This window comes from Pseudomonas sp. MWU349 (assembly GCF_017947325.1).
GTDB classification, from domain to species: Bacteria; Pseudomonadota; Gammaproteobacteria; order Pseudomonadales; family Pseudomonadaceae; genus Aquipseudomonas; species Aquipseudomonas protegens.
The window spans coordinates 551,315-563,898 of record NZ_JAFEVP010000001.1; the positions used below are offsets into that span (position 1 = coordinate 551,315).

8 protein-coding genes are annotated in these 12,584 nt (G+C 65.7%); 2 read left to right on the plus strand and 6 right to left on the minus strand.

What is annotated here, in order from left to right; genetic code table 11:
• Positions 1-2: 2 nt before the first annotated feature.
• From KCG88_RS02400 to KCG88_RS02425, 6 genes are all read right to left on the minus strand, one after another.
• Positions 3-1,103: a GGDEF domain-containing protein gene (locus KCG88_RS02400; RefSeq protein WP_047287605.1), complete on the minus strand. Its 1,101-nt coding sequence runs from the start codon at positions 1,101-1,103 to the stop codon at positions 3-5.
• Complete coding sequence (locus KCG88_RS02405; RefSeq protein WP_210711651.1) at positions 1,087-1,968, minus strand: DUF4434 family protein; 882 nt, start codon at positions 1,966-1,968, stop codon at positions 1,087-1,089. Before KCG88_RS02405 ends, KCG88_RS02400 begins: the two co-directional genes overlap by 17 nt.
• Positions 1,968-5,132 (minus strand): phage receptor, encoded by a 3,165-nt coding sequence (locus tag KCG88_RS02410; protein WP_210711652.1) that lies wholly within the window; start codon positions 5,130-5,132, stop codon positions 1,968-1,970. The genes KCG88_RS02405 and KCG88_RS02410 overlap by 1 nt, the downstream gene beginning before the upstream one ends.
• A complete protein-coding gene (nrfB, locus tag KCG88_RS02415; protein ID WP_210711653.1) occupies positions 5,129-7,306 on the minus strand; it encodes a cyclic di-3',5'-guanylate-activated glycosyltransferase NrfB in 2,178 nt (725 codons plus the stop codon). Before nrfB ends, KCG88_RS02410 begins: the two co-directional genes overlap by 4 nt.
• Positions 7,303-8,454: a UDP-N-acetylglucosamine 2-epimerase (non-hydrolyzing) gene (gene wecB, locus KCG88_RS02420; protein ID WP_210711654.1), complete on the minus strand. Its 1,152-nt coding sequence runs from the start codon at positions 8,452-8,454 to the stop codon at positions 7,303-7,305. The genes nrfB and wecB overlap by 4 nt, the downstream gene beginning before the upstream one ends.
• A 565-nt stretch (positions 8,455-9,019) precedes the next feature.
• A complete protein-coding gene (locus KCG88_RS02425; protein WP_047287595.1) occupies positions 9,020-9,997 on the minus strand; it encodes a LysR substrate-binding domain-containing protein in 978 nt (325 codons plus the stop codon).
• A gap of 136 nt (positions 9,998-10,133) precedes the next feature.
• Here KCG88_RS02425 and KCG88_RS02430 point away from each other — a divergent pair, with 136 nt between their 5' ends.
• Positions 10,134-11,435 carry an FAD-binding oxidoreductase gene (locus KCG88_RS02430; protein WP_210711655.1) on the plus strand — a complete coding sequence of 434 codons (1,302 nt, stop codon included), beginning with the start codon at positions 10,134-10,136 and terminating at the stop codon, positions 11,433-11,435.
• A gap of 51 nt (positions 11,436-11,486) precedes the next feature.
• Positions 11,487-12,575 carry a polyamine ABC transporter substrate-binding protein gene (locus tag KCG88_RS02435; RefSeq protein WP_210711656.1) on the plus strand — a complete coding sequence of 363 codons (1,089 nt, stop codon included), beginning with the start codon at positions 11,487-11,489 and terminating at the stop codon, positions 12,573-12,575.
• Positions 12,576-12,584: the final 9 nt, after the last annotated feature.

Consider the following 12,584-nt stretch of genomic DNA (forward strand, 5'->3'; position numbering starts at 1 on the left):
TCCTAAGCGGGTGGTGCGGGCCTGCCGGCTGGATGGAAGGTGTAGCGATCCTTGCCGCCGTGCTTGGATTCGTACAGCGCCTGGTCGGCCTTGATCAAGGCCTGGTTGAGGGTTTCGCCAGGCTCGACCCGGGCCAGGCCCATGCTGATGGTCACCGGGTGCCGGGTCGGCTGGTCGCGCACCACCTGGCACAGCCGCGCGGCCAGGGTCTCTGCCTTCGCCCGGGGCACGCCGGCCAGGTAGATGGCGAACTCCTCGCCCCCCAGGCGCGCATAGTCGAAATCCATCATCACTTCCTTGATATCGGCGGCGATGCGCTTGAGCACTTCGTCGCCGATGTCATGCCCGTACACATCGTTGACCTTCTTGAAGTTGTCGATGTCGACCATCGCCAGGTAATGGTCGTGCTCCCGGGGTAGGGCCTGCAGGCGCTGGCCGGCGCGGGCCATGAACGAACGGCGGTTGGGGATCTCGGTGAGGGTGTCGAGGTAGGCCTGGTCCAGCAGCAGCTTGGACATGATGTAGTTGTGCAGCTTGGCCTGGCGCAGTTTGAAAAAACTGTAGAGGGTCAGGGTGCTGAGAAACAGCGCATACACCAGCACCATCAGGCCCTTGAGCTCGCCGAAGGCGATGTTGGTGGCCCAGAACGGATTGAGCACCGCCCAGGTGATGAGGATCGCGGCGAAGAACGACCAGCGCCTCAGGGGCATCACCGAAGCGCTGTAGAGAATGCTTGAAGCACCGAGGATCAGCCAGCCGGGGTGCAGGTCCATGGGCAGGCCCTCGATCACCAGGCGCACGCCGACGGCGATGGTCAGCACGAACAGCAGGTTGATCCACTGAAAGTGCCGGGCCTTGCGGGTGAAGCCCAGGACGATGGTGGTCAGCGACAGGACCACCAGGAACAGCATCGAGTAGGCGCTGAACCCCTGCTTCCCGCGAAAGCTGACAATCAGGTCGAAGGTCAGCCAGACAACGATGCTGGCGACGTAGATCAGGATGCAGAAGCTGCGCAGGCGTTCGAAGTCGTATTGTGCGAATTCAATCTTCAGGGCCGCTGGAGCGCCCTGTTTGAGCACTTGCTCTTCAATGGTTCTGAACATTGCGGGCCTTGGTGACGGGCGAGTGGTCGAGCAGCGGCTTGCCCCACGGACGGTAGCGCAGAGAGAACACCGCCGTGGCATGGCAGCCACCCGGGCGCGCATCCGGCACCGTCGCTTCGGCGCGGAACGGCTGGCCTTCGGCGCTGGTCTGGCGGAAGGCTTCGTGAACGATGCCGACGCCGCAGGGCAGGGCCGCGGCATAGGTGTCGCGCACCAGCGGTGCGAGGCGCCCGGTGCCGGCGCCGTCCTGCCACCAGACCTGGATCCCGGCGCTGGCCAGCTCGCCTAGCCAGGCGCTGTTGACCTGGGGCGCCAGGTGCCCGGCGCTGAAGGCACTCAGGTGCAAGGGCGCATCGAGTTGGCGGGCGAAGTCCTTGAGCTGGCGTTGCAGGGTGGCGCGGCGGTCTGCGGCTTGAAAGCGCAGGTCGTCCAGTTCCATCGGCAGGTACCAGCCACTGACCGGCAGCTTCCAGTCCTCGCGCAGCCGGTGCTGGCGCTCCAGGGAGGTGGCCAATTGCGCCTGCCAGTAGGTTTCCAGGCCGGCGCTGTCTTGTTGTTCGATGCGCTGGTAATAGGCCGGGTCCATGTACAGCCCCAGGACCAGTTGCAGGCCTTGCTCCTGGGCCTGGCGCAGGCTGTCGGCCAGCCAGCCGTGGGCACCGCCGAAGTTCGAGTCGCCGTAGGCGCTCCATTGCACGATCAGGGTGCGCACGCCCTGGCGCACGCTGGCCTGCCAGATCTCGCGCCACTGCTCGCGGCTCAGCGCCGCATCGCTGTTGAGCGGCTGGTAGAACAGCCGTTCCTCGGCCTGGGCACCGAGGTTCAGGCCCAGGCACAAGAGGGTGATCAACATCAGTCGTTTCATCAGAAATTCAGCTCCACGCCCACCAGGATGCCGTTGCCCCCTTCGTACAGGTTGCCTCCCAGGGACTGTTGGTATTCGGTGCGCACCGTCAGGCGGTTGCGGTAGGCGTTGTATTTGTCGTCGTCGAACCAGTATTGCCAGCGCAGGCCGACCCCGGTGCGCAGGTCCTGGCGCCAGTCGTTGCTGGGGTCCTGTGCGGCGAATTCGAGAAAGCCGTAGGGCATGAGGGTCTGCGCAGTGCCGACCGGCAGTTTCCAGGCATGGCCCTGCTGGTAGCGCGATAGCCACTGATGGTCGCCGGCCTTGGTCCACCAGGCAGCGTCCAGGTAGAGGAAGCGCTCGTCCCAGTCGCTCTCGTCGATCCGCCAGTCGTTGCGGTACCGGCCCTGGTCGAGGAACGAGGCGGTGGACCGCAGCAGGTAGTCGGTGCTGGTGTGGCCGCGCTTGCGGTGGTCGTTGAGCTGGTCCAGCAGGCGGCCGGGGTCGAGCATCTGGCCCAGGCTCAGGCCGTGGTTGTCCTTGTCGTCAAACTGGCTCTGCTTGTAGAGCTCGCCGTAGAAGTTGATGTTGGCGTCGCCCCAGGGCTTGTAGCGCAGGCCCAGGCCGGCAGCGGCGGATTCGCCATAGGATGAGCGCCCGAGGCCGCCGAGCAGGGTCCGGCCGTAGACCGACAGCGTGCTGCCGTTGCGGCTCGGCTCCTCGCCCAGGGCGTGATCCCAGATGGCCACCTGGACGTTCTGCGATTGCGGGCTGCGGCGGCTGCCCTGGGTCTTGCCGCTGGGCAGCAGGTTGTTGTTGGTGGAGACCCCGCCCGGCGACCAGGTGCTGGCGATGGTCACGCTGTCGCGCCGGGACAGGGTTTCATGGGCGCGGCGCTGACGATAGCGGCGGGCTTGCATGCTGCCGTCTTCGTCGTCGGCGGCCACCGGATGCTGTTCCAGGTCGATCACCCGGCGCAGTTCCTTGCGCGCCGCGGCGCTGTCCTCGATCTCGTCGTAGCGCCAGGCCAGGGTCTCGCCCAGGCGGTAGTCTTCGGGGAAGTTCCGGGTCGCCTGTTGCAGGTAGGGAATGGCCAGGCGCCGCTGTCCTGGCGTTGCGCTGGCGGCCAGGCGCATACCGTAGTCGGCACCAAAGCGCGGGTTGTCGGGCTCCAGGCGTACAGCCTCGGCCAGCCACTGGGTGCTTTGCGCCAGGTCGCCGGCTTTCTGTGCGGTCACCGAAGCGGCGTAGTAATGCCCGGCACTGGCTCTTTGCCTGAGGGCCTGGCGCTGGCGTTCCAGGGCGCCGGCATAGTCGCCGCGCTGTTCGGCGATGGCTGCGCCCAGGGCCCATTCATCGGCACCGCGCGCGCGGCTTTGTTGCCAGTAGTGCTCGGCTGCGCCGTTGTCGCCCACGTTCAGGGCGCTGCGGCTGGCAGTGAGGCGGGCGTTATCGCTCAGTTGTGCGTCGGGCAGGCTGCGCCAGATGCGCAAGGCCGCTGCCGAATCCCCGGCTGCCTCCAGGGCGTAGGCCAGGGGCAGGCGGCTGCCGCGATCCCCCAGGCGCTCGGCACCCTGGTAATAGGCCACGGCAACCCCTGGCTGCGCGGGCATGGCGCAGCGGCCCAAGGCGCGGTATTCCCCGGCTTCCCTGGGCTGCTGGCCGATGGCCCGTTGCACGGCATCGCAGCGGCCGTTTTCCGCCAGTTGCGCCAGCAGTTGGCCGCGGGTGGCGGGATCGACCCGTCGGATCAGCGCGCCCATGCGTTGCAGCTGCGCCGGGTTCAGGGAGGGCGAGGCGGCGTACAGCCCGGCCAGGCGTTGCAGCAGTGGGGTGGGCAGGCCGCCGTTGTGGCGGTCGTAGGCCTGTTCCAGCAAACCCTGGGCCTGGGCTTGTCGGCCATTGCCCAGGGCCAGGAAGGTGCTCTGGTCCAGGGCGGACAGGTTACCGGTCTGGCGGTACTGGCGTTCCCAGAGATCGGCTGCCTCGCGGGTACGGCCCTGGGCCTGCAGCAGTTCGGCGCGCTTTTTCAACACTGCCGGTGTCTGCTCCTGCTGGCTCAGCCAGCTCAGCGCCTGGGCGCCTTTGCCCTGTTCTTGCCAGACCTCGATCAGGCGCTCGCGCCGCGCCGTGTCCCAGGGTTCCGGCAAGCGCTGGCTTTGCAGCAGGTCGCTGGCCTGCAGGCGCTGGGCCAGAACCAGCCAGGCTTGCGGGTCGTCCCCGGGCGCACACTGGTGCAGTTGCTTGAGGGCTGCATCCGGGTCGTGGCGCGCCAGCCACTCGGTGGTTTCCAGGCACGGCCGCTGCAACTCGGCGCTCAGGCGCTGCACGGTCTGGCTGTCGTTTTCCTGGCGCGCCAGTTCCCAGTGCTGCTGGCGCAGGGCGGGATCGGCCTGCTCTTCTGGCGACAGGCGCTGAATCCAGCGCTGGGCCTGGTTGAGATGGCCCAGGGCGATGGCCCGCTGGATCATCGCCAGGTGCACCTTGTGTGCGGCTTCCGGGCTTGGCGCCCGTTTCAGCAGGGCTTCGAGCTTGCGCTCGTCCAGGCGCTGGGTGTAGGCGTTGGCCAGGCGCTGCCAGCCATCGGCGTCCAGTTGCCCGCGGGCCGCCACTGGCTCCAGTTGGGCAATGGTTTCATCCCAGTTGCGCAATTGTTCGGACCAGTTGGCGCGGGCCAGGCGCAGCAGGGCGTCGTCACCCTTGGCCGGCAGTTGGGCCAGCCAGTTGTAGGCCCGCGCGGCGCCGCCGAACTTGGCCAGGCTCAGGCTGTAGGCCTGCCACAGGCGGACCCGGTGGTTCAGCGAACTGCTGGCAATCCAGTCTTCCACCTGCTGTGTGCCGGGCGGGTCCTGCTCGATCCAGGTCAGGCGCAGCTCCAGCAAGGCTTCGCTGTCGGCCGCGGCATTGGGCATGGCGTTCACGGCGTCCTTGTAGCGCCGTTGCCGGGCCAGGGACTGGGCCAGCAGGCCTTGGGCTTCCTGGTTCTTCGGCACCTGTTGCAGCAGGTGCCGGGTCAGGCGTTCGACTTCCTTCCAGTTGCCTTTCTGAGCCTCGCGGTAGCTGCGGTCCAGGTAGGGATAGCTGCGAAAGCGTTCGAAATCGGTGAGGGTTTCGGTCTGTGCCAGGGCCAGGCCCGAAAGGCTCAACAACAAGCTGCCCAGCAGCAATGGCGTGCGCGCGTTCATGCTTGGACCTGCGCGACGATGCGGTAGGCCGCCTGTTGTTCTTCGGCTTGATCGGCCAGGGCCTGTTGCAGCACTTGGGGGGTGATCATGCCACGTTCGATCAAGTGTTCACCGAGGGAGCAGCGGTCAGCGTCGTAGTCGATCATGGCCTGGTTGAACAGGCTCGGCGGCACCAGGCCGCGCACTTGCAGCAGGCGGCCGATCTGCACCTGGTGGTGGCTGACCCGTTCCAGCAGTGCTTCGTCGTCCTGATGTCGCTCCAGGGTGGCCAGCATGCGTCGGGTTTCCTCGCCCTGGTGCTTGCCGGCGTACCAGTGGCGGATGCCCAGGGTGACCCGGCCCTGGGGCGCCAGCCGGCAGGTTACCGGGCGCTTGAGCTGGCGGCTGATGGCCCCCAGCGAGACCTGGCTCACCGGGTCTTCGCAGGCCAGTACCAGGGTCTGGCCCTGTTCTGCTACCGGCAGCACGCCGTACTGCACTGCAATGCGCCGCGGCATGCTGGCGATCAGTTGCGGGTCGAGCTTGAACGGGTTCAAGGGCGCCCATTGCAGCTCGAACTGCTCGGCCAGCTCCTGCACCAGCTGGGTGCTGTCGATGTAGCCGCGCAGCAGCAGTTCGCGCCCCAGGCGCCGGCGTACCGGGCTGGTGATCACGGCTTCGAGCTGCGCCTCGCTGAGCAGGCCCTTTTCCACCAGGCGATGGCCCAGGGGCGTGCGCTGGGCCTTGGTCAGGGCAGGGAATTCATGGGTGGTCTTGTCCCAGGCCACGCGCCGCGAATCGCCCATTTGCAGCACCTGGCGCAGGGCCCGCAGGTTGGCGAAGAAGTTGACGAAGTTGCTCCACATCATTCGTGGCGCCGAGAGCAGGCCTTGCACCAGGCCGTAGAAGCGGGTGACGAACCAGGCGCGCTGGAACAGGCGGTTGAGCAGCATCAGCCCGTTGAGCCAGAGCAGCGTGGTCAGCAGCGTGCTGTCGTCGAGGATTGACTGGAAACGCCAGGCATCGGGAGACAGCACGGTGATCAGCCACATGCTCAAGAGCACCAGGAGCAGCAGGTTGACCATGAAACTCAGCAGGTAGGCGATCAGCCCGCGGCGGTCGCGCCAGAGGAAGTAGTTGAGCAGGCCCTTGCGGCTCCAGCCCAGGTTGGTGGTGCCTTGAAAGACGATGCCGACGATCCACCGTGACTTTTGCCGGACGGCGTGTTGCCAGTCCCGGGGAAAGTGCTCGCGCACGCAGATCACCTGGGCGAATTCGCGGTTCATGCCCGGTACCCATTCGTAGTCCAGGGCCAGCTTCGGGTTGCTGACCGAGTAGCGGGCGAATATGCACTTCATGCCTTTTTGCTTCAGGCGAAAGCCGATGTCGTAGTCCTCGGTCAGGCTCTGCACGTCGAAGGCGATGCCGTCGCCATCTTCCAGCAGGGCGCTGATGGCCCGGCGGCTGAAGCAGGTGCCGACGCCGGCGCTGGGCACCTGGCCGGTCAGGGCCTCGCGCACGATCACGTCCTTGCCGTGGTTCTCGGCGAACTCGTCGACGTAGTGCCCGGCGGTGAAGCCTTGCCACTGCGGCGCGTAGGGGTAGACCGGAATCTGGATCAGGTCCTTTTTGGGCAGCAGGTAGTTGTACAGGCGCAGTTCCATGGGCGAGATCACGTCCTCGGCGTCATGCAGGATGAAACCGGCGAATTCGATCCGGGCTTCGTTCTGAAAGCGCAGGATGGCGTCGATGATGTTGTTCAGGCAGTCGGCCTTGCTGGTGGGGCCGGGGCGCGCGCAGACCACCTTGTGCACGTTGGGATAGTGCTGGCACACGGTGTCGACATCGGCCTGGGTTTGGGCGTCGTTGGGGTAGGTGCCGACGAAGATCTGGTAGTTCTCGTAGTCGATGGTGGAGGCCGCCAGGCGTGCCATCTCGCCCACCACGCCCACTTCGTTCCAGGCCGGGACCATGATCGCCAGGGGCTTTTCCGGGGTAGCGAAGAGCCGCTCCTCGTCCGCCGGCTTGAACTTCTCGTAGATCCGCCAGCGCCGGATCAGCTTGCGCCCCCAGTACACCAAGTCGATGAACAGGTCATCCAGGCCCAGCAGGAACATCAGCAGGGCCAGGGTGATTGCCAGGTACTTGAGGCCGTAGAGGATATAGATGAAGACATCGATCAAACCCAGGCTCATACGGGGGCACGCGGGGCTTGGGCCTCCAGCCAGGTGTACAGGCGGCGGGCGATGCGCTCGCTGGCGTGGCCGTCGCCGTAGGGGCTGTGCACGAGGCTCATGCGGGCATACAGACGGGCATCGTCCAGCAGCTCGCTGGCGTGGCGCACGATGCGCTCGCGATCGGTGCCCACCAGCAGCACGGTGCCGCCTTCCAGCACCGACGGCCGCTCGGTGACCTCGCGCAGTACCAGCAAGGGTTTGCCGATGGCCGGAGCTTCTTCCTGGACACCGCCGGAGTCGCTGAGGATGAAGTACGAGCGTCCCATCAGCCAGACAAAATGCTGATAGTCCTGGGGGGCTACCAGGTAGATGTTGGGCTTGTCCGAGAGCAGGCCGTACACCGCACGCTGCACCTGGGGGTTGAGGTGCACCGGGTACACGAACTGCACGTCCGGGTAGCGCTCGGCCAGGGTTGCCAGGGCTTCGCAGATATCGCGGAAACCGTCACCGAAGTTCTCCCGGCGGTGGCCGGTGATCAGCACCATGCGCCGGCTGTCGTCGAGCACCGCCAGGGGCGAGTCGGCCGCGGGGCGCCAGTGGATGTCCTCCTGGTGGGTGCGCATCCACAGCAGCGCATCGATCACCGTATTGCCGGTGACTTCGATGTTCTCGGCCGGCACGTTTTCGCGCAGCAGGTTGGCTTCGGACTTGGCGGTCGGGGCGAAGTGCAGGTCGGCGATGACCCCGGTCAGGCGCCGGTTGGCTTCCTCGGGCCAGGGTGCCTTGAGGTTGCCGGTACGCAGGCCGGCCTCGACGTGGCCGATGGGCAATTGCCGGTTGAAGGCGGCGAGGGCGGCGATAAAGCTGGTGGTGGTGTCGCCATGGACCAGCACGATGTCCGGTTGCAGGCGCTCGTAGTTGGTGTCCAGGTGGATCAGCAGTTGCTGCGACAGGCCGTTGAGGGTCTGGCCCTGGGTCATCACTTGCAAGTCCAGGTCGACTTCAAGCTCGAAGGAATCGAGCACCTGCTTGAGCATTTCCCGGTGCTGGCCGGTGGAACAGATGTGCAGCTCGATACCTGGCCAGCGCTTTAGAACCCGGGCCAGTGGCGCCATCTTGATCGCCTCAGGACGTGTACCGAAAACCATCATGACTTTAAAAGGCATGTACCCCTCCTGGGATTGTGACAACCGGACCTGAACCTGAATGAAAGCAGTGAGAATCACTCTTGTCCAACCAGGAGCAGAGGCCTTGGCAGGGCTCAAGTGCGCGGTTATTGGGAAAAAGGGGCTCTGGCATTGACCTGGGTTTCAAGTTCCTCGAAATGCGCAAAAACCGTGGGCAAAATGCAAAATGATGTTTCGGTGTCGGGCTGTCCGACAAGAAGGTCCGGGCTGATAATCGCCACTAAATTGACGTTATTGCCATTTGTCGGAGGCCTGAAAAGCCAGCTAGAGGGTGGTGTCAAAATGACGTCGCGCGCTGCTAGAATGCGCGCCATGACTCACCCGAGAGTGAGTGTGTTGATGACTGCCTGGTTCGTGGAGTGATGCTGTGGGTCGTGCTTTAGCGGTGTATGTGGTGGGGATGGGCCTGGTGCTGGCGTGTTTTGCCTGGGCAATGGTGACGCTCTACAGCTGAGCGCCCGGCGGCGCTCGAGCTTTCCCGGGCTGTGTTCATCGGCCCTTCAGTGTTGTTTTCTCGGCCCATGAGCAGCGGGGCCTGGTCCAGTCATTCAGCCTGGGATCTACTGCCACCCCGGGTGGGCAGGGCTGCTGCAATCGCCCCAGCCTGGCCTCGTGCCGCGGGCAGGTCCCGTTCGGCTGCCTGAGCCTGGAACCAGTTCAATACGGTTTCGCAGGCCGGATGCGCGGCGCCGCTGTCGCGTAGCCACAGGGCATAGACCCCGCCGGTCTTGAGCGCCTGGCCGAAGGGGATCAGCAGGCTGCCCCGGGCAATCGAGTCCTGGGCCAGGATCAGGTCCGTCATGGCCACCCCCAGCCCCCGGGCCGCGGCGTCCAGGGCCAGGTCGTCGAGGTTGAACAGCAGGTGCTTGTAGCTGTGGGGCGTCTGGTCGTCCTGGGCCTGCAGCCAGGCGGTCCATTCCTGGCGGCTGGTAGAGCCGTGGATCAGCGCGTGCCCGGCCAGTTCCTCCAGGGAGCGCGGCGGCAATTGCCCGTCACTGAGCGTTGGGGCACACACCGGTACCAGGTATTCGTCGAACAGCGGGGTCAGCGGCCGCTCGTCCAGGCCTTCCGGCAGGTACAGCACATAGGCATCGCAATCGCCGCCGGGGTCTACCGTGGCCCCGCCCACGGTCTCGATCGACAGGCATAGCCCGGGGTTGGCGGCGTAGAAACCGCTGAGCCGCGGTAGCAACCAGCGCACCGCCAGGGAGACAAAGATGCGGATGCGAAACGGTCGGTCCAGGGGCGCCGGGGCCAGGCGTTCCTGCAGGGAGCCGAGGGACCTCAGGACTTGGGTGGCCACCGTGCAGACATCGCGCCCCTGTTCGGTCAGCGAGACCCTTCGGCTGCTGCGCTCGAACAGGCTGACCCCATAGTGCTCCTCCAGTTGCTGGATCTGCCGGCTCACCGCGCTCTGGGTCAGGTGCAGGCGCGCCGCGGACTCGGTAAAGCTGTGGGTCTGGGCCACGCTGACCAGGGTCTGCAGGGCCTGCAACGAGGGCAGTCGAAGAGGGTTATCCATGCGTTTTCCGAATAGATGGATGAATTAATAACGTTCGAAATAAAGCCGTCATATCCATAGATTGTAGGCATGTGGCGCCGGGTTGAGTGTTCTATTGAATGCTCCGGGCGCATGGATTGTGCAGGAGTGACAGGCTTTGAACAATGTATGTGGCTGGATCGCCCTGGCAGGGCAGGCTTCCCAGCGGCCAACCCTCAAGGGCCTACACAAAGCCGATTGGCTGATCATTGGCGGTGGCATCACCGGCCTCTCGGCGGCCCATGCCCTGGCGCGGATGTTGCCCCAGCAACGCATCGTCCTGCTGGATCGCCAGCGGGCGGCCCAGGGGGCTTCGGCGCGCAACTCGGGGTTTGTGGTCAGCCATGAATTGCCCGGCGCCGATGAGTTGCTGGGCCGGCCCGGCCACTCGGCCTATCAGCTTGCCTGCGGCATCGGCATCGCTGCCGGTGAAGAGGTGCGCCGACGCATTGACGAGTTGGGCATCGAGTGCGAATTCGACGCTGGCGGCTATCACTTCGCCGTGCACCAGGGGCAGCACTTGCAAGACAGCGGAGCCCGAGTCGCCACCCTGAATGCCGCGGGCGCCCAGGCCCAGTACCTGGAAGGCGCGGCCTTGCAGCAACGCCTGGGCAGCGGCTTCTACCAGCGGGCCATCCACTGCGCCGGTGGCAACGCGCTGCTGCAGCCGGCCAAATACGTCAAGGGCCTGCTGGAGCGCCTGCCGGAACGGGTGGAGGTGTTCGAGAACAGCCCGGTGCGGGACCTGCAGCCTCTGCCGGGCCGGGGCTGGCGGGCGGTGACCGGGGAGGGCGAGATCCAGGCGCCCCAGGTGCTGGCCTGTGTCGGTGCCTTTCTGCCCCGGCTCGGAGTCCGGCACAGCCGCACCTTCCCCCTGGAGCTGAGCGCCAGCATCACCCGGCCCCTGCAGGAAGATCACTGGCAGCGGCTGCTGGATGAGCAGGGCTGGGGCGTGCTCTCCACCTTGCCCGGGGCGGCCACGGTGCGCCTGTTGCCCGGGCGCCGCCTGCTGATGCGCAACACCGTCGAGTATCGCCGGCGCGATCTCGGCCCGGCGCAGCTGGCGGTGCGCCGCCAGGAGCACCTGCGGGGCCTGCAAAAGCGCTTTCCCTGCATTACCGATACCGACCTGCAATACACCTGGACCGGGCACCTGAGCGGCACCCGTTCCGGCGAGCCCTACTTCAGCCGGGTCGCCGAAGGCCTGCACGCGGTGGCCGGCTGCAACGGCTCGGGGGTGGCCCGGGGCACCCTGTGGGGCCGGCTGCTGGTGGAAATGGCCGCCGGCTGCGACTCCTCGCTGCTGCGTGACGTGCTGTCCCAGGCCCGGCCCGGCTACCTGCCACCCCGACCGTTTTTCGACATTGGAGCAAGCTTGCGCATGGGCTGGGAAGTGCAGCGCGCGCGACACGAACGTTAACCGTCGCGGCGAATGAAACGCCGCAATAATAAGAGCACAGAGGGCGGCAACATGATCAATCGCACCACTACGGCACTGTTATCCCTGGCCTTGTGCGCTGCAAGCGTCCAGGCGGCCGAGACCGTGAGCATCGCCAACTGGAGTGGCTATATCGCTCCGGACACCCGGGCCCAGTTCACCCAGCGCACGGGAATCCAGACCACCTACGACGTGATCGACAGCAACGAGACCACCGAGGCCAAGCTGATGACCGGCGGCAGCGGCTATGACCTGGCCAGCCCGTCCAACCACTTTCTGCCGCGGTTGATCCAGGCCGGGGCGATCCAGCCCCTGGATCGCAGCAAGCTGCCCAACTGGAACAACCTCGATCCCAAGCTGATGAAGCTGCTGGAAACCAGCGACCCGGGCAATAGGTATGGCATTCCCTATATGTGGGTGACCGTGGGCATCGGCTACAACGTCGACAAGATCAAGGCGATCTTCGGCGACACCGATGTCACCCAGTCCTGGCAGCTGCTGTTCAAGCCGGAGAACATCCAGAAGCTCAAGCAGTGCGGCGTGGCCTTTCTCGACAACCCGACACAGATGGTGCCCATCACCCTCAATGCCCTGGGCCTGGACCCCCACAGCGAACAGCCGGCGGACCTGAAAAAGGCCGAAGCGGCGCTGCTGGCGATCCGCCCCTCGATCCTCTACTTCCACCAGGCCAAATACGTCAGCGACCTGGCCAACGGCAACATCTGCGTGGCCGTGGGGTTCAGCGGTGACGTGCTGCAGGCCATGGCCACCGCGCAGCAGGCAAAAAACGGCGTGAACCTCGGCTACAGCATTCCCAGGGAAGGCTCCACCGTGGCCATGGACATGGTGGTGATTCCCAGGAACGCCCCGCACCTGGACAACGCCTACGCCTACCTGAACTACCTGCTGGACCCCAAGGTGATCGCCAACATCAGCAACTTCGTGCAGTACGCCAACGGCAATGCGGCGTCCTTGCCCTACATCGAACCGCAGCTGCGCAGCAACCCGGCGGCCTACCCGCCGCAGTCGGTGCTCGATACGCTATTCCCGATCAAGACCATGACCCCGGCCGGCATGCGCCTGAGTACTCGCCTGTGGACCCGGGTCGTCAGCGGCACATGAGGAGCCCGG